At 61.9% G+C, this 19,471-nt stretch carries 18 protein-coding genes; 4 read left to right on the forward strand and 14 right to left on the reverse strand.

All coding sequences use genetic code 11. The annotated features are described in order from the left end of the window. The coding region (locus R2855_18750) for an NHL repeat-containing protein (protein MEZ4533039.1) at window positions 1–1,427 on the forward strand (1,427 nt) is incomplete at its 5' end. A gap of 172 nt (window positions 1,428–1,599) precedes the next feature. Here the strand turns inward: R2855_18750 and R2855_18755 are convergent. From R2855_18755 to R2855_18765, 3 genes are all read right to left on the reverse strand, one after another. Further along, window positions 1,600–2,895, reverse strand: a complete 1,296-nt coding sequence (locus R2855_18755; protein MEZ4533040.1) for a hypothetical protein — start codon at window positions 2,893–2,895, stop codon at window positions 1,600–1,602. Then, window positions 2,888–3,496 carry a sigma-70 family RNA polymerase sigma factor gene (locus R2855_18760; protein ID MEZ4533041.1) on the reverse strand — a complete coding sequence of 203 codons (609 nt, stop codon included), beginning with the start codon at window positions 3,494–3,496 and terminating at the stop codon, window positions 2,888–2,890. Before R2855_18760 ends, R2855_18755 begins: the two co-directional genes overlap by 8 nt. Before the next feature lie 186 nt (window positions 3,497–3,682). Then, window positions 3,683–5,344 (reverse strand): thiamine pyrophosphate-binding protein, encoded by a 1,662-nt coding sequence (locus R2855_18765; protein MEZ4533042.1) that lies wholly within the window; start codon window positions 5,342–5,344, stop codon window positions 3,683–3,685. Window positions 5,345–5,467: 123 nt separating this feature from the next. Here R2855_18765 and R2855_18770 point away from each other — a divergent pair, with 123 nt between their 5' ends. Together R2855_18770 and R2855_18775 are read left to right on the forward strand one after the other, a co-directional pair. Beyond that, complete coding sequence (locus R2855_18770; protein ID MEZ4533043.1) at window positions 5,468–5,974, forward strand: hypothetical protein; 507 nt, start codon at window positions 5,468–5,470, stop codon at window positions 5,972–5,974. Window positions 5,975–5,992: 18 nt separating this feature from the next. Continuing rightward, window positions 5,993–6,292 (forward strand): YciI family protein, encoded by a 300-nt coding sequence (locus R2855_18775; protein MEZ4533044.1) that lies wholly within the window; start codon window positions 5,993–5,995, stop codon window positions 6,290–6,292. A gap of 136 nt (window positions 6,293–6,428) precedes the next feature. Here R2855_18775 and R2855_18780 read toward each other — a convergent pair whose 3' ends face one another. The 7 genes from R2855_18780 to R2855_18810 form a co-directional block, all read right to left on the reverse strand. Next, on the reverse strand, window positions 6,429–7,028 hold the full coding sequence (locus R2855_18780) for a YIP1 family protein (protein ID MEZ4533045.1): 600 nt from the start codon (window positions 7,026–7,028) through the stop codon (window positions 6,429–6,431). A 10-nt stretch (window positions 7,029–7,038) separates the two neighbouring features. Next, on the reverse strand, window positions 7,039–7,680 hold the full coding sequence (locus R2855_18785) for a YIP1 family protein (GenBank protein MEZ4533046.1): 642 nt from the start codon (window positions 7,678–7,680) through the stop codon (window positions 7,039–7,041). A gap of 92 nt (window positions 7,681–7,772) precedes the next feature. Continuing rightward, window positions 7,773–9,419, reverse strand: coding sequence for a formate--tetrahydrofolate ligase (locus R2855_18790; GenBank protein MEZ4533047.1), 1,647 nt, complete (start codon window positions 9,417–9,419; stop codon window positions 7,773–7,775). A 158-nt stretch (window positions 9,420–9,577) separates the two neighbouring features. Beyond that, on the reverse strand, window positions 9,578–10,651 hold the full coding sequence (locus R2855_18795) for a substrate-binding domain-containing protein (protein MEZ4533048.1): 1,074 nt from the start codon (window positions 10,649–10,651) through the stop codon (window positions 9,578–9,580). A 74-nt stretch (window positions 10,652–10,725) separates the two neighbouring features. Next, window positions 10,726–11,751, reverse strand: coding sequence for an ABC transporter permease (locus tag R2855_18800; GenBank protein MEZ4533049.1), 1,026 nt, complete (start codon window positions 11,749–11,751; stop codon window positions 10,726–10,728). Then, the gene (locus R2855_18805) at window positions 11,738–12,805 is read right to left on the reverse strand and encodes an ABC transporter permease (protein MEZ4533050.1); all 1,068 of its coding nucleotides are present in this window, start codon (window positions 12,803–12,805) and stop codon (window positions 11,738–11,740) included. Before R2855_18805 ends, R2855_18800 begins: the two co-directional genes overlap by 14 nt. Continuing rightward, the gene (locus tag R2855_18810) at window positions 12,798–14,423 is read right to left on the reverse strand and encodes a sugar ABC transporter ATP-binding protein (protein MEZ4533051.1); all 1,626 of its coding nucleotides are present in this window, start codon (window positions 14,421–14,423) and stop codon (window positions 12,798–12,800) included. Before R2855_18810 ends, R2855_18805 begins: the two co-directional genes overlap by 8 nt. 147 nt (window positions 14,424–14,570) lie before the next feature. On the opposite strand from R2855_18810, the gene R2855_18815 reads away from it, so the two are divergent. After that, window positions 14,571–15,332 carry a thermonuclease family protein gene (locus tag R2855_18815; GenBank protein MEZ4533052.1) on the forward strand — a complete coding sequence of 254 codons (762 nt, stop codon included), beginning with the start codon at window positions 14,571–14,573 and terminating at the stop codon, window positions 15,330–15,332. 12 nt (window positions 15,333–15,344) lie between these two features. On the opposite strand, the gene R2855_18820 is transcribed toward R2855_18815, so the two are convergent. The 4 genes from R2855_18820 to R2855_18835 form a co-directional block, all read right to left on the reverse strand. Continuing rightward, complete coding sequence (locus R2855_18820; protein ID MEZ4533053.1) at window positions 15,345–16,268, reverse strand: amino acid ABC transporter ATP-binding protein; 924 nt, start codon at window positions 16,266–16,268, stop codon at window positions 15,345–15,347. Then, window positions 16,265–16,972: an amino acid ABC transporter permease gene (locus R2855_18825; GenBank protein MEZ4533054.1), complete on the reverse strand. Its 708-nt coding sequence runs from the start codon at window positions 16,970–16,972 to the stop codon at window positions 16,265–16,267. Before R2855_18825 ends, R2855_18820 begins: the two co-directional genes overlap by 4 nt. A gap of 85 nt (window positions 16,973–17,057) precedes the next feature. Beyond that, window positions 17,058–17,933 carry a transporter substrate-binding domain-containing protein gene (locus R2855_18830; protein MEZ4533055.1) on the reverse strand — a complete coding sequence of 292 codons (876 nt, stop codon included), beginning with the start codon at window positions 17,931–17,933 and terminating at the stop codon, window positions 17,058–17,060. Between the two features lie 364 nt (window positions 17,934–18,297). Further along, entirely contained in the window at window positions 18,298–19,350 is a 1,053-nt protein-coding gene (locus R2855_18835) for an enolase C-terminal domain-like protein (GenBank protein ID MEZ4533056.1), read from the reverse strand. Between the last annotated feature and the right edge of the window lie 121 nt (window positions 19,351–19,471).

Here is a 19,471-nt window from a genome sequence, read left to right on the forward strand (position 1 = left end):
GCTGGCCGGTGCCGAAGGCATTCTTCGCCATGGGTCCCTGCGAAGGTCGTTTCTGCTGGGACGTGCCGGACATCGCCAGCTTGCCGGTCGGGCTCAAGGCAGTCGTCATGGCGTTCGACATCGACGACGTGCCGGGAGTCGAGTGGCCACAGCGGTTGTTCGAACCGCTGAAATCCCTACCCGAACAGGATCGCAACTACATCGAGATCCGTTCCGACGATCACGGTTGGCCCGCCCTCCTGGCCACGCACTACACCCCACGGGATTCATCAGTGGATATCGACCTCCTGTCCGGCTACTACCAGACGATCTCGCAGCCGGATGCCCTTGCCACCTGGGGCGTGTGGAAGGTCTCCAGCGGACTATTCGACTGCGCGTTCGAAGGCAAGAACTGCGAATACGCCCTCGGCAACTCCGACGAGCTTCTGAACATGGGCGAATGGAGCGACGGAGTTCCGGTTCGTCCCCTGAGTGCCACGTCCGATCCGTCAGCGGACTGGTCACTCCCTGCGGCACCGGTCGATCCGGAGGCCGAGGCGTTTCTCACCGCCCAGACCGATGGTGAGATCTCCGGCGCAGGTTTCCCTCAACACATCGCATTTGGGTCAGATGGCAAGCTCTACGTTATCAACGGCTCGCGCAATCAGATCGATATCCTCGACAGCGCGGGAGAGCATCTCGATTCGCTTGGGCAGGCAGGCGAAGGACCGGGCGAGTTCCGGTTCCAGCCACCTGATATCCCGTACTTCGGTTTTGGTGATCTCGCGTTTGCCTCAGATGGCCGACTCTTCGTAACGGATACATACAACAACCGGGTGCAAATCTTCGATAGCGAACTGAACTTCCTGGCCGAAATTGGGGCCGATCCAAACGAACGCGGCATGCTCCTTGCCCCCACCGGAATCGCGCTCGACGAAGCAAACAATCGCTTCTTTGTCGCCAGCAACGCTGGTGGAGCGGTCAACGTGTACGACATGAACGGAGAGTTCATCGAACGCTGGGGAGCCGATGGCCCGGGAGGCGTCTTCTTCAACCAGCCAACCGATGTCGAGGTCGCGCCCGACGGTAGTGTCTACGTCGTCGAGTTCGGCCGCTCGCGCATTCATCATCTGACAGCAGACGGAATGCCTCGAGCAATCATCGGCGGGAACGGGCTCGAACCGGGGTACCTCGCCGAACCACGAGGGATCGCGCTCGATGCCGAAGGCAATCTCTACGTCGCCGAGTACAACACGCTCGGCTACGGCGGTACTCGGGTACAAGTCTTCTCACCCGAAGGTGAGGTGATCGGTCTCATTGCCGGGCCAACCACAACCGCGGAATTCCTCGCGCCATCTGCAGTTTCCATCGCTCCCGATGGAACCGTCTATATCTCGGACGAACAAGACCGCACCATCTACCGGTTTCAGGCGGGAGTCTCCAATTGACGCACTGATGCCGCTGGACTGAGTGCACAGCGTGGGACGTGCCGTGAAGTCCTCGGGACTCGAGCAACGGCATCTCCAGCCTGTCAAAGCGTCGAACTCGCGGAGGAAGCGCGCCTGGGCATCCAGGCGCGCTTCCTCGCGATGTTGATGTAGCCCGCGGACGTGCGTCCGTCTATGCATCCGTTTCCGAAGACGCCGCAGGCGGAGCCGTGACGCCGCCCTGCGCCTCCGGATCACCGACGACGATATCGAGCACCATCAGCTCGACTGGTCGATCGGATTCGTTCGAGATCGTGACAACCGCTCCGTCACTGGAACGGATCGTATCCTGCGTCGCCACCGTGCTTGCGGCCCATTCTGCCGTGACAGGGTCGCCCTGCCCGTCGTTCTCGCGTGTGACGACCAGCGCGCCGGACAAGATTTTTGCCCACTGACGCGCTCCCATTGCCTCCTGCTCGACGGAGGGAATCGGGAATCCGCCGATTTCGCCGCTCATTTCGCTTCCAGCGGGCACCGTCACCGTCCGCAGAACGAGCCGCACCGGTTGCGTTGGGTCGATGGGACCGGCCGGATCCTCGAGATAGGACCAGTCGATCTGCTGGCCGCTCGGTGGTGCTGTGCTGCACTCTGGGGCGTTCTCGCGCAGTCCAACCCATAGATAGCGAACCTCGCCGGCACCGTCGTTGCGCAGATTCGCCACCCCATCCTTTGTCGGATTCTCGACGAACCAGGTATCGCCGGCCCGAACATCGACTGGCTCACCGGCGGGAATGGTTTCCCATTCTGCCGCTCCACTCCGCAGTACGAAGCTGGTGGCGAGCGCATCCACGCTCAGCGTTCCGTCGAGGACATACAACGGATGAACTCCAACCGAGTCGCAGGCGAGCCCGAATTCGGCTGTCATCCCAGGCGCGATGCTGTGTTCCCCGAAAATGACTCGCGCGCCTTCGTCTCCTCGCATCCGGCCCGGTGGAAACGAGATATCCAGGAGCGTGACCGACTCGATCTGTCCCTCGTCCTGCACCACGGCTGCCGGAATCACCGGGGGTTCTGGCGATCGCTCCGGCATGAGCGTTAGCGCTCCAACCGCCAACAACACGGCCAGCACTGCCAACCCGGCCGCCAAGCGTATCCATCGTGGGCCGGTCCCGGCATGCTGCTCCCCAAACCACGATGGTTGCCGGACGATCGGTGATCGTTGAGCAGAAATCGCCGCCGTACCATGTCCGTTCGAGCTCAGTCCAAATCTCTGTTGCGCGTGCATGTTTGTCAGATCCTTCAGCAAAATGGCGGAAAAGACTGGATCGATCGAAGGCGCATCGTCATGCGCCAACACCGCCGCAATCGTTTCCGCATCGGCTGGACGCTCTGTCGCTCCAAAGCGCCGGGATCCATCGGCTGCCTGGAGTTGGTCCCAAAGTTGATCGAGAGCCGCTGCCCTCTTGTCGCTCTTCCAGCGGCTAAACATCGTTTCGTCCTCGTTGCGCGGCCTCAGGGCCAAGCAAATCTCGCAACCGGCCAATCGCGCGGTATTGGGCTTGCGCGACGGCATTTCGCTGACAGCCGAGCACGTCGCTGATTTCGGCCGAGCTCAACCCGGCCAAGCGCAGCTCGATCACCTCCCGCTCGCGCGGGGAGAGCTGTTCGAGCGCGCGCCGCAGGTTTCCCGCCTCGTCTCGCGCAAGCGCAATCTCTTCCGGTGTTTCGGCGGGGTCGACTGGGTCAGGGAATTCCTGGGCGCCTACGTATCTGCCCTGGCTCCGGAAATGGTCTGCCGAGACGTGATGGGCGATGGTGAAGAGCCACGCCGCGAACGTCCCGCGGTTGGGATCGAATCGGTCGAGACCGGTGAGGGTCTTGGTGAAAACGAGACTGGTCGCATCTTCCGCAGCTTCGCGATTGCCGAGGCGTCGGTAGCAATGACGGAACACCTGGTTCGCGTAGCGGAGATAGAGCGTGGCGAACGCGTTCGGGTCGTGCGTCGCCTCCTGCGCGAGGATGGCATCGCTCTTTGTTTCCAACTGGTTGCTGCTCTTCGCCGAGTATCGGCGAAGTTGTGCCACCGCCATCGGGTGCTCCCTGCCAACGTCGTTGCCTGTCTATCAGGTACTACGGAGCAGTCACGTTTTCTTTACGTCTCGTCACGTCCTCGTCCAGCGCATAGCGTCCGGTTCCCCCGGAAGCCCCCTGCGGGTTCGCAGCCATGGCGAGCGTAACGACGGGCGACGTGCGCGAACTCGACCATCGGCAGGGCGCTAGTGACTGGTGGTCGCCGCCTTGTTCAACCCCTCCCCCAGCCGCTTGAGCGCCGGCGAGAAATCGAGCTTGTCCAGCCGCACATCGAGCAATGCGAACTGGCCGGTTCGCTCCCGCGCGGCCTCCAGCGCATCGTCCAGTTCGCCGCGTGTGCGCACCAGGAACGATCTGCCCGATTGCATGACCTCGGGAAGCGCGCTGAAGTTCCACTGCTGAATGTCGTTGAATCCACCGTCGATGATCAGCCGCTCGGTGGTATAGCCATTGTTGTTCAGCACGATCACGATCGGGTCGAGCCCGAACTTCGCGCAGGTGGAGAGCTCCATACCCGTCATCTGGAACGCGCCATCTCCCACGAGCACCAACGGCCGGTCCTCGGGACGCGCGCACTGCGCTCCAATTGCCGCCGGAACCGCAAAACCGAGCGAGGCATAGAACGCCGGCGCCAGAAAAGCGCGCGCCTCCTGCACCGGCAGGTCGATGGACGCGAAGAGCGCATCGCCCGGGTCGGCAATGACGATCGTGTCTTCGGTCAGATACGACGCAAGCCGTCCGAAGAGATGCGCGACGGTGACGGGCTCGTCCCGCTCGCTCACCGGCACGTCGACTATCTGTGGAATCGGCGCGTGCGGATGATCCCGGTCGAAGCGTGGCGTGATGCGGCCACTGCCGAGTCCCCGCACGAAGTCGTCCAATCGCACGTTCTCGTAGGTGTGCAGACCAACCGACAACCGATCGCGCGTGATGTGAATGCATTTGGCCGGATCGAGTTTCGCGGTGGCAATACCCAGGTTGATGTCGGTCAGCAATGTGCCCAGCATGATCAGGCAGTCGCTCTCCTCGACGTAGCGGCGCACATCGTCTCGCCCGAGCGCTCCCGCGTAGACACCAAGGAAGGCTGGAGCGCGTTCCTCGATGGCGCCCTTGTCCAGCAAGGTGACCGCGGCTGGAATGCCACTCGATTCGATGAGCGCCAACGCCTCGCCCTCCAATCCGAAACGATAGAGCTCCACGCCGAAGAAAATGACCGGCTGATTGGCGCGATTGATCCAGGACGCTGCCTCGTCGAGTGCCGCGGCCAGTGTGCGCGGATCGCTCAACTGCCGGTCGTCGACCGTCCGTGCATCGATCTCGATCTCTGCATCGACCATGTCACGCGGCAGCTCGATATAGACGGGACGGCTGTAGCGCTTGCACAGGCGAAGCACGCGGTCGATCTCGCGGCACGCGTCGTCCGGATCGTCCAAGACCGTCCACCCCACCGTGAGCTGCTGGAAGACCCGGAGCTGGGTGTCGTAGGAGCGGACCTTGTGGTGGATCAACGGATTGCGGCGCCGCTCGGCCATGCTCGGAGCGCCGCTGATCACCACCACCGGCACTCGTTCGGCATAGGCTTGGCCTGTGGTATTTGCAAGCTTGAGACCGCCCACCCCATATGTCACACACGCCACGCCGATGCCCCGCAGCCGCGCGTACGCGTCCGCCGCGAACCCGGCTCCCTGCTCGTCGCAGGTATTGATCAGCTCGATTGGGCTGGACTCGATCTCGGTCATGAATCCGAGCACGAAATCGCCCGGCACGCCGAAGATGTGCCCAATTCCGAGCTCATGCAGCCGTTTCAGTAGGTAGGCGCCAATGGTGATGCGATTGTTTCCGGCCAAGTCGATCCTCCGGTGGTCAGCGTGCGTCTCAGCCTAGCAGAAGAATTGCGACACATTCTGTCAGGAAATCGACGTAAGTTGGAGATCGCGAAACCACCAGCGATCACCGGAGACTGCAGCGGTATGGACACCACAATCGACCAGGAAAATGACGGACGCCACGACTTCGATTGCTATCTGGGGACGTGGAATGTCTTCAACCGGCGACTCGCGCGAAGGCTTGTGGGTTCCCGGAAATGGGAGGAATTCAACGCAACTTCGGATGTTCGAGCGGTGCTTGGTGGAATCGGAAATGTCGAAGAATATCGATCGGTGTTTCCTGACGGCCAGCCGCTTGTCGGCATGACCGTGCGAGTGTTCGATCCTTCGACCCGACTTTGGAGTCTCTATTGGGCCGATTCTCGTCACGGCCAGCTCGCTCCGCCGGTAGTTGGCCGTTTTCAGAATGGGATCGGCGAGTTTCTTGGAGACGACCTGCAAGATGACGTACCCGTGAAAGTGCTCTTCCGCTGGAGCGAAATGTCTCCCATCTTTGCCCGCTGGGAGCAGGCGATGTCTGCCGATGGAGGTGAAACGTGGGAGTGGAACTGGGAGATGATCTTCACGCGCGACTCCTCCTCCGCTCGATAGCCTGGTCCTGGCATCCCCATGTCCAGTCTGTACGTCGTCGTTTCACGCGCAGGGAGCAAGCGCGACCTTTCGATCGGCGCCCGCGAGCAAGCGTTCTGGAATGAGCACGCCGCGTTCATCGATGACCTCGTCGAGCGCGGAGTAATCGTGCTGGGCGGACCGTTCCCCGACGATGGCGGCGCGATGATCGTAGTTCGCGCCGAAAGCGAAGCCGATGTTCGTGCTCGTCTCGACCCAGATCCCTGGTACCGCTACGGGATTCTCGAGCTCGCCGGCGTGCACCGCTGGGAAGTCTTTATCGACAGGTTTGAACGCTAGAGCAGTTGCGGAAGCATGCGCTCCTGGACTGATGTCCTCGCGTAGTTGCAGTCTTACTTGGCTGCCACAGTCGGCACACATCGAACGGGCACATGTTCGCAGACCAGCTCGAGCCCTGGAGCTGGCCGCTCCGCTGTCATGACAACCAGGAAATCACCAGCGGAATCGGGAAGAGCGCCACCGTAGACACGACCAACAACACGACGGCACGCCCCCAACCGGTGCTGAGCGACGCGCGTATCGCTGCCACCGATGCCACGAATGTCCACAGGAGGCCGATCAACGCCAGCGCGCTTCCGACTGTCGGCACGAGTTCCAGAAGGGCGAAAACGATGAGCGGGGCACTGGCAAATCCAAGCGGCGCGGCGATCGAGCGCCAGGTCCGCCGATTGCGGCTAAAGCGGTTCCACAAGAAACAGATGATGGCTGCCTGTACCGCCCAAATCATCAGGCCCCATCCGGCATCGAGCACCGCGCCCGCCAGCGCGGCGAGGACATCGCTCTCCCGGGTGACCGGATAGCTGTTCCAGTTGACGTCCACACTGAGGCTGGGCGAATCGCCGTCGACAAGATAGACGATGGCGCTCGCCAGCGACCCCAGCAGGATCACCGCGATCGCTTGCGGCAAGGCGTTCGGCACGAACGAGAGCTCTCGAAACGTGTCCCCGTTCAACCGGAGCGCGCCGAGGAGCCGCCGCCCGAATCCGTCCCAGCCAAACGAAAGCGGTTGGTTCATCGAGCTCCGGTCAGACGAACGCCGCAACGGCAAAGATGCAGATGCAGGAGATCAGGGCCAGGAAAATACCGAGCCCAATCGAAGCGATCAGGATCGTGGCAAATGCGCGCAACTTGCTTATTCTGAAGGTCTCGCTCATGGCCACGATCTGCGCCGCGAACGACCAGAGCCCCACGATGCTTCCGATGATGAACCCGAGCACGGGAATGGGCGTCAGGATCAGCAGGAATCCCGGCGCGGAGGCAAACCCCAGCGGACGAGCGACTTCCTGCCACTGGATTTCGGTTTCAGGCGCACTCAACATCTTCACCGCCACCAACCGGAAGATGACGGCGGCGATGACCCAGAAGATGAGTGCGACGATCGCGACGCCAATACCCGAGAGCAGCGGCCCGAAAAACGAATTCGTCACCGTGTACGAGTCGCCATCGCCAAATTCGATCGTCTGGCCTCGCAGCTCTGCGAACTGGGAGATGCCGGAGAGAAGCCCGGTCAGCACGACGACGATGGCCGCCTGGGTCATGGCGCTCGGATCGCGGCGCACTTCATCGAAGATCGGCCGACTCAACTTCACCGATCCGACGACTCGGTCGAAGAACGAATGCGACGGCTGCGCAGACGCCGGCGCAGGCGCCGGTGGCAAGTAGCTCATCGAATGCTCCCAATCCTTCCCATTCCACGCCGGGTTGCCCGTATGGCACGACGTGCGCAATGATGCCAGATTGGGCCAGGGTTCAAGACCAACTACGTCACGCCAACAATTTGCCCATCGGGCAGCAGGTCGAAGTCGTGCGCTCCGGGATGCTTGCCCAGACCGGGCATCAGGTTGATCGCGCCGCACACTGGCACGACGTAGCCGGAACCGGCATAGAGCAACAAGTCGCGCACCACCAGCTTGCCGGAACGTGCCTTCCCGGCCTCGTTGGCATTGCCGGAAAACGAATACTGCGACTTGGCGACGCAGATTGGCAATTGCCCGAACCCGGCCTTTTCGTACCGCGCCAGCGCATCGAGCGCTTCCTGCCGGTAGTCGATCTCTTCGACACCGTACATCGCCGCCGCGACCTTGGCGATCTTTTCCGGGAGCGAGTCATCTGGCTCATAGAGCCGCACAGGCAACGGATCGCTTTGCGGCACCGACATCACCAACCGCGCCAGTTCTTCCGCGTCCTCGCCGCCCGTCCCGTAGACGTCGGCCACCGCTACCCCAAACGCGCCTGCAGCCATGGCCGACTGCATGACGGCCTGAATCTCGGCCTCGGTGTCGGTGGGGAAACGATTGATCGCGACCACCGCCGGAATCCCGAACCGGGCGACATTCGCCAGGTGGTCTTCCAGGTTGTGCAGCCCAGCGCAGAGGTTCGGAAGATGCTCGTCATCGATCGTGTCGTCGAGCGGACGGCCCACCTTGATCTGGTAGTTCCCCGATTGCGCTTTCAACGCGCGAATCGTGACCACCACCAGCGCCGCGTCCGGCCAGAGACCGCTCATGGTGCACTTCACGTCGCAGAACTTCTCGAATCCGAGATCGCTGCCAAAGCCAGCTTCGGTTATCACAATGTCTGCCAAACCGAGCCCTACCTGGTCGGCAATGATCGAGGAGCAGCCTAACGCCACATTCCCGAACGGCCCCGCATGCACCAGCGCCGGACCGCCCTCCTGCGTCTGCACGAGATTTGGGCTGAGCGCATCCCTCATCAGCACAGCCATCGCCCCGGCAGCGTCGATATCCTCCGCTGTCACCGGCCGGCCGTCGCCGGTCCACCCGACCACGATGCGCCCGAGCCGGGCGCGCAGATCGGCATAGCTGGTGGCCAGCGCCAGGATCGACATGACCTCGCTCGCGGCCGTGATCTGAAAACCGGTCGTCCGCTCCGGACCGTTCTTGTCTCCCAGACCGATGTCGATCTGTCGTAGCGCGCGGTCGTTCATGTCGATCACCCGCGGCCAGGAGATGGTTTCGATCCCCAGCGCGTTTCCCTGATGCAGGTGATTGTCCAGCAACGCGGCGCAGACGTTGTGCGCCGCAGTCACCGCATGTCCATCGCCGGTGAAATGCAAATTCATGTCGACCATCGGCTCGAGGGTCGATCGACCGCCGCCCGCGCCGCCCCCCTTGATGCCAAACGTCGGCCCCATCGACGACTGCCGCAACGCGACGATCGCTTTCGCGCCGATACGCCGGCATCCCTGCGCCAAGCCAATTGCCATCGTCGTCTTGCCTTCGCCAAAGGGCGTCGGCGTGATCGACGTCACCACCAGGTACCGGCCGCGCTTGCCGCTCGGCCGTTCGCGGACATCGAGATGGATCTTTGCCTTGTAGTGACCGTAGAGATCGAGGTCGTTTGGGGTCAACCCAACCTCGGCGGCGACATCGACAATGGAGCGCATGGACGAGGAGCACCTTTCGATTGCTGCGACACCTGGCAACATCGCCAGGAACGTCGAGAGGATGACACGCGGCTGGGACACCGGGATGAGTGACATGAAAAGAGCGGGAGGGCGTCGCCGCCGCTCCCGCCGTTCGTGATATTGAGACGCTCGTCGGGCTAGACCCCCGGATTCTCCGCGTTGTAGACCGAGAACGGACCCATCACGATGCGCAGCGCGCCCGTGTCGGGCCGGGTGGGATCAGCCTCGATCGTGTAGTCGCCCATGCGGCCGGCGGTGAAGCTCTCGCCCTCGACCCCCTGGATGGCGCCGGTTTCCAGCAAGTACGCGGCGTAGTACGTCACGTAGCCAAGGTCGACGAAACTCCAGAGCGCGAACTCGGGAGCGCAACCGTTGTCCAGATACGCCTTCATCTCTTCAGGCAGCCCGAGCCCGGAAACCTTGACCTGGTCGCAAAGACCTTCGTCCTGCATCGCCTTGGCGGCGGCCACGATACCGACCGACGTCGGAGCCATGATCAGTTCCATGTCGGGGTACTTGTCGACCAGCGCCAGCGCCTGGTTGTAGCTCTCCTCGGACTCGTCATTGCCATAGACAATGTCGAGCAGTTCGAGATTCGCATAGGCATCGGTGGCGAGCACCTCTTCCAGCGAGGCAATCCAGGCGTTCTGGTTGGCGGCGTCCGGCGTGGCCGAAAGCACCGCGAACTTGCCGCCATCCTCACCAAGAATCGAGAGCGCCATGTCCGCCATGACCTGACCGGTTTCGGCGAAGTCGACCTGCGCGACGAAGAGCGATTCGCCCTCGCCGCTGGGAATCGGCGAGTCCCAGGTGACGACGTCCGTGCCGCCAGCCACCGCGGCCGCCACGGCCGGGTCGATCTGGTCGCCGGCGTTGTTCGAAAGCATGACTACGTCATAGCCGCCGGCCGGCGCATTGGTCACGAACTCGATCTGCCCGGCGGCGCTGTTGTCCGCGGTCGGGCCAACGAAGTCGAGCTTGCCTGGATTCTGCAGCTCGGCATGCGCTTCCTGCGCACCCTGGTTTGCCTGATCGAAGACCGAGATGCCAAGGAACTTGGGCAGGAGCATCATGTTGACTTCCTGCCCTGGTGTGGCTACCGCCACCCCGCCGCTGGGGCTGGCCTCCGGGCTCTGCGCCGATACTGTGGCCGCGATTGTCGGCATGAACGGGCCAACTGCGGCCGACAAGAGAAGTGTGCGACGTTTCATCTGCGTACCTCCATGTTCTTCATCGAAACAGAAGTTCCTTCGCGCGTATCCACGAGTTTGCGGGGCACCTCCTCTCAGTCGGCGCCTTGCGCGGTCACTTCCGCGCGAGGGGCCTGCACGTGCGGGTCGGTTGGCGTCCGGCGAACATGGCCGCGCGCCCGCGACACCAGATTCGGAATCAGCACAGAAAGAATGAGCAGCAAGCCGATCACACCGGTCTGGGTATTGCCGGTGATGCCGCCAATCGTCATGCCGTTGCGCAAATTGAGCACGAGCAGGATCGAGAGAAAGACTCCCACCATCGAACCGATGCCGCCAAAGATGCTGACGCCGCCCAACAAGACGATGGTGATGATGTCCAGTTCCATTCCCTGCGCGGTGCTGGAACGGACCGCGCTCAGCCGGGCAGCATAGAGAATGCCGGCCATCGACGAAATCAGTCCACTCATGGCAAAGATGATGATGCGGGTGCGCGCCACCGGAACCCCGGAAAAGACGGCAACCCGCGCGTTGGATCCAATCGTGTAGACCCGCCGTCCGAAGCCGCTGAAATGCAGGATCACCGTTGCGATCGCCGCCATAATGAAAAAGATGATGATGGAGAACGTGATCGGGCCCACGATACCGCCTTGCCCCATCCGCTCGAACCAATGCGGGAAATCCCCCAGCGACTTGTCTTCGATCAATGCCAACGCCAGCCCGCGAAACCCGATATACCCGGCCAACGTCACCGCAAGGGAATTGATTCCCACCTTCGCGACGAAGAATCCGTTCATCGTGCCAAGCGCAAGACCGACCAACAGCGCGATCGCAATCGCCACGCCCATGTTCCAGCCCGAATCATGCATCGTGGCAATGATGGCCGCGGACAACCCCATCATCGACGCAACCGAAAGATCGATCTCGCCGCTGATGATGACGAACGTCATGATCAGCGCGACGATTGCCTTCTCGATGCTGAGCTGGAGCAGGTTGATCTGATTCTGAACGGTCAGAAAGTTCGAAACCTGCGTGATGTTGTAGATCAGCACCACGATCAGGCAACCCAGGAGCAGCGCTTCCCACCGGCGCAGATAACGATTGATGTCAGTCCGCTCCATCGGCACTCCCTTCTGGCGAGAGCTCGAGCCGGGCCGCCGCCCTGTCGCGCCGGCGGGTGTTCACCCAGGCTTCCCGCAACTTGGCCAGCACGACGGCATCGACCGTGATGGCGATCAGGATGAGCAACCCGAGAATCGCATCGCGCACGAACTCGCTGAGGCCCGACCAGCGCAACAGGCTCTGCTGCATCACCTCGATCAGGACGACCCCGAGCAGGACGCCAAAGAGCGTGCCCTGACCGCCGAGAATACTGACCCCGCCAACCACCACCGCGGCCACCACCTGCAGTTCGAGTCCCTGAGCGGCGGTGACCGTGACGTTTCCAAAACGGACCAGATAAAGGAACCCGCCGAGACCAGCCAGTCCGCCACAGATGACGAACGCGGAAAAGACATCCCGTTGCGCCGGGAGACCTGCGATGCGCGCGCCGTCCGGATTCGAGCCGATAGCGTAGAGCCGGCGCCCGAACGGCAAGAACCGCAGGACCAGATACCCGGCAATCAGCACGACCAGCGCGATCGCAACCATGGCCCGCAGGTCGTAATCCGCCACCGAAACAACCGTGTTGCTCGGAAAGGAGCCGACCCAGCCCGGCAAATCGTCCGTGGTGACGGTCTTGGCGCCGGAAATCTCCACGAGCACGACGCGATAGATCGCCAACGTGCCCAACGTGGTGATGATGGCCGGCACGCCGCCATAGGCCACCAGCAAGCCGTTGATCGCGCCCAACCCACATCCGAGCGCAATCGCCAGCGCGGCCGCGATCCAGGGAGAAACATCGTTCCTTGTCAGGAATGTGCCGACCACATAGGCCGTCAGCCCAACGGTCGACGACACCGACAGATCGATGTTGCGCGTCAGCACCACCATCATTTGCCCGACCGCGACGACCAGCGGGATCGCCAGTCCGACCGTGAGACGGTTGATCGAGCGCGGATCGAAGTAGTTGGGAATCTGGCTCCAGAAAAAGAGCAGCGCGCCGAGCGTAACGAGCAGCAGGATCAATTCGCGAAACTGCTCTGGCCGGATATGTCGCAGGATGCGATCAGTCACCCGTGCTGCTCCCGGCATCGATCAGGGCATCGACTGCCTCCATTGCTGCCCGCGCGCCAGCGTCGTCCAATTCCGGAGCCTGTCCCATAGCGTGCGCCAGGACCCGCTCTTGCGTCGCCTCGGACTGATCCAGAATCGCCATCTGGCGCCCCTCGCGCATGATCAGGATCCGGTCGCTCATGGCCAGCACTTCGGGCAGATCGGAACTGATGAGCATGATCGCCATCCCCTGCCCCGCCAGCTCGTCGATCAGTTGATGTACCTCCACTTTCGCTCCGACGTCGATACCGCGCGTCGGCTCGTCCAGGATCAGCACCTTCGGATGGGTTTCCAGCCACTTGCTGATGACGACCTTCTGCTGGTTGCCGCCCGACAGTGCGCCCGTTGGCGTCTCGACCGAGGCTGCGCGAATCTTGAGCAGCAGGCGGTAGGTTTCAGCGACCTGGTCTTGCTCGTCCTTCTTGACCAACCCGAACCGGTCCAGGAACCGCTGCAGCGACGGCAAGACGATGTTGTTGGAAATCGATTGCCCCATGATCAGCCCGAGCTGGCGCCGGTCTTCTGTGCTGTATGCGATTCCCAGATCGAGCGCCTGGCGTGGACTCGTGACATTGGCCGGTTGCCCATCGAGAGTGACCGTGCCCGAATCGGCCGGGGCGATGCCAAAGAGCGCCAACCCGACATCGGTGCGCCGCGCGCCGACCAAACCCGCGAATCCGAGCACTTCCCCTGCGCGAATCTCGAACGAGATGTCTTCGAATGCTCCGGTCTTGGTCAAACCCTCGACGGCGAGCCGCACCTCACCGGGCGCACGGTGTTCCCGGTGAAAGATCTCCACAACCTGCCGTCCGACCATGTCCCGAATCGCCATGCGCGGAGTCAGCTCGGACCGTGGGCGCGTCGAAATCCACTGACCGTCGCGCAAGATCGTGACCGTATCGGAAATCTCGAAAACCTCGTCCATGCGGTGCGAGATGAAGAGAATCGCAACCCCTTGCGCCCGCAGGTTGTCGATGATGCGGAAGAGCCGCCGGACTTCATGCGCGGAGAGCGAGGCGGTCGGTTCGTCCATGATGAGCACGCGCACGTCGAGCGAGATCGCCTTGGCAATTTCGACTGTCTGTTGCTCTGCCAGGGTCAATCCGCGTGCTGGCTCGTCGACTTCGATCTGCACCCCGAGCCGATCGAGCACCTCGCGCGCTTCGCGCTCCATACGGCGCCGGTCGACGATCTTCCCTCGATTGCGGTGCCCGATGAAGATGTTCTCCGCGACCGAAAGATCGGGAAAGATCATCGGCTCCTGGTACATCGCGGCGATGCCGAACCGTTGCGCATCCTGCGCGGAGGCAAGACGGATCTCCTGCCCGTCGAGCAGAATCTCCCCGGTGTCTTGCTGCTGCACCCCGGTCATGATCTTGATGAGTGTCGACTTGCCGGCCCCGTTTTCACCCAGCAGCGCGTGCACCTCGCCGCGCCGCAACTGCAGCGAGACGCCGGAGAGCGCCTGCGTGGCGCCGAAGCGCTTCGAGATGTTCACCATCTCGAGCACGAGCGAACCCGGCGAGGCAGTTGCCTCACCGTCGCCGGCAACTGCTGCGTCTGCCTGCCGATCGCTCACAATGCGAATCCCGTGTGCTGGCGACGTCGCCAATCGAGACTGAGTACCATTGGTTCCGAAACTGGAAGTTTGGGCCGAATCCTACCATGGCCCGCTGGGGCGCGCGTGGCACGTTCGACGCGCCCACAATCTCATGAAGGTGAATCGATGCGCTTCGTTCGACTCGTTGCGGTAGTCGCGCTGTTCCTATCTGGGGTGCACCTGTTTGCGCCGGTCAGCCGGGCTGCCGACGATGTCATCCCGTCCGATGCCGTGCAGGTCGAGCTCATCCGCGTCATCGACGGCGACACGATCGATGTCGATTTCGATCTCGGTCCAGGCGAGGATCGGGACCGTATCCGCATGATCGGCATCGACACGCCGGAAACAAACTACTCCTACGGCAACGAACCCGAGTGCTATGGCGAGGAAGCCAGCAAGAAGACCGACAGCCTCCTGGTGGCGTCATCCGAGATCTGGGTCGAGCGGGATGAAGACCCGGTCGACAACAACGACCGCCTCTTGCGATATGTCTGGTACATCTCGGAGATCGATGGCAAGGTTCACCTGCTGAACGAGCAGCTGGTCGCCGAGGGATATGCCACCGCGCGCTACTACGCCCCCAACGGTCTCTACCAGGATCGGCTCGACGCGGCGCAAGACAACGCCATCCGCGAGGGTCGCGGCATGTGGACCGCCTGCGACGCCTCGGTCAGCCTCGACCCGAACCTGGAAGACGACAACGTTCCCGACACCGCCCCGATCGACCGCACCAAAACACCCGTCAGCGACGAAGAGGAAATCTGCTCCTTCTTCGACACCTGGGACGAAGCGTATGACTTCTGGCTCGAGTTCCCAGAGCTCGATTCCGACTTCGACCCGGACGGCAATGGCATCCCCTGCGACCGGTACTTCGATATCGGCAGCTAACCCAATGCCAATCTAACGAGCTTCTGTCGGCGTTCCACTCCCAGGCGACGCGCCGCTCTTCCGGCGCACGACTCGGCGCTTCTTGGCCGGAACCGCCGCCAATGTGGATGCATTGGATGTTTGCGGAGCGCCAATTGGCAACGCTGCCTCGCTTTCGGCAGCTTCCTGTACCAGGCGCAAGAACTCCTGGGTCCGCTCTTCCCGCGGGGCGCCGAAAATGGCCTGGGGCGTACCTTCTTCCACGATGACCCCGTGATCCATGAAGACAACCCGATCGGCCACCTGCCGCGCAAATCCCATCTCGTGCGTCACGACTGCCATCGTCATACCCTGCTCGGCGAGCTGGCGCATGATCTCCAGCACTTCTCCAACCAGTTCGGGATCGAGCGCGCTCGTCGCCTCGTCGAAGAGCATGACCTCCGGGTCCATCGCCAACGCGCGCGCGATTGCCACACGTTGTTGCTGCCCACCGGAAAGCTCTCCGGGATACTGATCGGCTTTCTCCGCCAAGCCGACTTGCGCCAGCAATCGCCGCGCGATCTGCTCGGCGTCGGTCTTTTTCATCTTTTTCACCTGCACCGGAGCTTCCATGATGTTCTGCAATGCGGTGTAGTGGGGAAAGAGATTGAACTGCTGGAAGACCATTCCGATCTTCTGCCGGGTCGCCGTGATCTGCCGCATGGGGTAGTTCTTGATCCTGCCATCGACCACGTCGCGATAGACGTTCTGACCGTCCAGCAGAATGCGCCCTTGTTCCGGCTGCTCCAGATAGTTGATGCATCGCAGCAAGGTCGATTTGCCACTCCCCGACGGACCGATGATGCAAACCACCTCGCCGCGATCGATCGACAGCGAGACCCCGCGAAGCACATGGGTCTCGCCGAAACTCTTGTGAATTCCATCGAGCTGGATCATCGGCATGCGACGGTCGCTCATGTGAGTTGCACCGAAGGAGCGCCGCCAACTGGCCGCCGTCGGTAGCCGCTTCGCGTTCGCCGCTCGAGATACCGGACGAAGAGCAATGCCGGGTAGCCAACCAGGAAGTACATGAAGAGCACCATCGAGTAGATGGTGAAGTAGTCATAGGTGCGAGTAATGATGATTTGCCCGCTGAACAACAACTCTTGCAGCGTCAATGCCGATGCAAGCGACGTGTCCTTGAACAGCGCCACGAAGTAGTTGCCCAATGTCGGTATCACGATCCGGACCGCCTGCGGCAACACGATGCGTCGCATCGTCTGCGCCGGACTCATCCCCAGCGCCGCCGCGGCGTCAAGTTGACCTCGCGGAATCGCCTGGATGCCAGACCGGTAGACCTCGGAGAGATAGGCCGAATAGTTGAGACTCAATCCGATGATCGAGGCTACGAACGGCTCCAGCCGAATGCCAAATGCCGGCAGAACGAAAAAGAGATAGATCAGTTGCAACAACAGCGGGGTCGCCCGCATGAAATCGACGTATGCGCCGGTCACGATCCGGAGCGTTCGATGTTTCGACATGCGCGCCAGGGCAACGAAAATGCCCATGACCAGCGAGATCGCAATCACGATAAACGTCAGCTCGACGGTGAGCTTGAGCCCTTCGAGCAATGCAGGCCACGATTCCCGCGCAAGCTCCCAATCGAAAACCGGGCGTTCCACGAACAATGCCTTTCCGGGAGAAACGCTCGAGAGCACCGCAGACCGCGGTCCCAGCATTGCGCCGGGACCGCGGTCTGCTCAATGACTAGGAGACGCCGGGCAGATAGACGTTGTCCACCGGCAAGCCATACTCGGCGAGAATCTCGCCGATCATCCCGTTCGCCCGCATTTCCGCCAGCGCCCGTGAATAGGCGAAGTTCAGCGTGCAGTCATCCTGCCGCAGACCGTAGCGAGCGTAGCTGTAGCCATACTCGGTGACGAGAATCTCGGGAGTCTCGACATCGAGCGCCACCAGATTGCTGCTGTCATTCTCCAGGAGATAGGCCGCGAACTTGGTGTCGTCCTCGAGAATGACGTTGACGCGTCCCTGCTCACCGGCGGCGAACTCGGCGGTGTTGTCCTGGAACGTCACCGCATCCGCGCCGATATAGGCAAGGTATTCCGCAGCAGCCGAACCTGCGACCGCGCCCACGGTGATGCCATCCCGGGTGAGATCGTCATAGGACTGAATGTTGTCCGGATTGCCATCCTGGACGATGAGCGCCGGGCCATACCACCAGGCCGGGCCGGTGAAACCGATGACCTTCAGTCGGTCCGGGGTTTCATGGATGTTGTCCGCGATGATGTCGATCGTTTCGGACTCGAGCGCCGGGATCAGCGAACCCCAGGGCATGATCTCGTACGTCACATCCTCGATGCCGATCAGATCGAGCACCGCATTGTTGATGTCGATGTCGATCCCCGCGAACTCATCGTCAGGCGTGAGATACGTGTAGGGATAGTCTGGGCTCACGCCAAGCGTGATTCCGTTCTCGACTGCGTCCGCATAGGACGTGTCGGTGCAGGCGAAATTGGGCAGATTTGGCGCCGGAATCTCTCCACCGGACTCGGGTGTCTGCGCCAGGGCAGTGGGACTGATGAGCAGAAAAGTGGCAATGAGAACCGCGATCAACTTTCGCATGAGATTGCTCCTTTGCACGCTGTTTCACGACGACTCAATGAATCCCCAGGCGCCACAGGCCCGGGATGTCTGCCCGTAATCCTCCTTCTGATCGATCGCCCGTCAGGCGATTCCACAACGACGGCGGAAGTATCACACGCTGGCACCGTGCTTTTGTTACGAGTTCCGGTGGATATGATTGGTCATACGCCACCCCTTCGTCATTCCGAGGAACGAAGACTCTCCTCGCCGCAACGAGTGTCTAGTTCGAGACCGTTTCAAGAACCAGACCAGTTTCGAGTCATCATGACAGAGGTCGGCATAGACGCAACGGACGTCTTCTCACCGACTCGTCTCAGGCCTCCGGACTCAGGCCTCCGGACTCCTAATAATCCGTCTCCTCGTAGAAACCCCAGCCGATCCCCGGCACGTCTGGCGGGGAGATGCAGCCGTCCCGCCCGATCCCCGGCTCGACCATGATCGGGTTGGTTTTGACAAGCGATTCGTACCAGGTGGTATTCGGGATCGCGCAAGCGATGGCCAGGTTCGCCATGCCGCCCCCGTGCACCTCGGCGCGCATGTTGAACGCCTGCGCCAGATGCGCGATGCGCATCGCGCCAGTGACACCGCCTTTGTAGTGCGTGCTGGTGCGCACCATTTCAGCGGCGTCGAAGGCGATGAAATCGGCAATGTTGAAATGCGCGCCGTCCGACGTCTCGCCCGAAAGCAAGGGAATATCGACCTTGTCCCGCAAGCGGCGATAGGCGTCGATATTGAACTCGCGCATCGGCTCCTCGTACCAGAAGAAACCGGCTTCCGCCAACGCCCGCCCGACATAGATGGCGTCGACCAGATCGAACCCGGCCGAACCGTCGTACATCAGCTCGATATCAGGCCCGACATGCGCGCGCAGCGCTTGCCCCAACTTGGCGTCCTGTTTCGGATCGCCCCAGGCATGCAGTTTGATGGCGCGGAACCCATAGTCGATGCACTGGTCGGCGATCTCGAGAAACTCTTCGATGGTGGAATAGGTCACCGTGCTTGCATAGACCGGGATGCGGTCGCGGAACCCTCCCAGCATCTTCCAGAGCGGCATATTGGCCACCTTGGCGCTGAGGTCCCAAAGGGCGATATCGACCAGGCCGAGACCATAGATGGGTGTCTCTTCCAGGCGGTCCATCTCCCAGACCCGGTGCCAGAGATATTCCTTCATCAGCGGGTCGAACCCGATCAGGTCTGGCCCGATGCTGCGATCGATCATGTCCTTCACCATCGCGCCGTGCGAGGAATAGGACACGCCGGTCACGCCCTCGTCGGTCTCGACCGTGATCTTGGCAACGTCCTGTTCTTTCCCGGACCCGCGCAGACCCTTCCGCCAGACGAACTGGTGCTTGACCGGCACGATCTCGGTCTCGACTGTGATCTTGGTGATCTTCATGTGACTCCCCTCTTGTGTGGTCCAGAGTCCAGAGCATCTTCACTGGACCCTGGACACTGGACACTGGACCTCCCAACTACCCTCGAATCGATCCCGACAACAGCCCCGATGTCAACCGGCG

The sequence above is a fragment of the Thermomicrobiales bacterium genome (genome assembly GCA_041390825.1).
Lineage (GTDB): Bacteria > Chloroflexota > Chloroflexia > Thermomicrobiales > UBA6265 > JAMLHN01.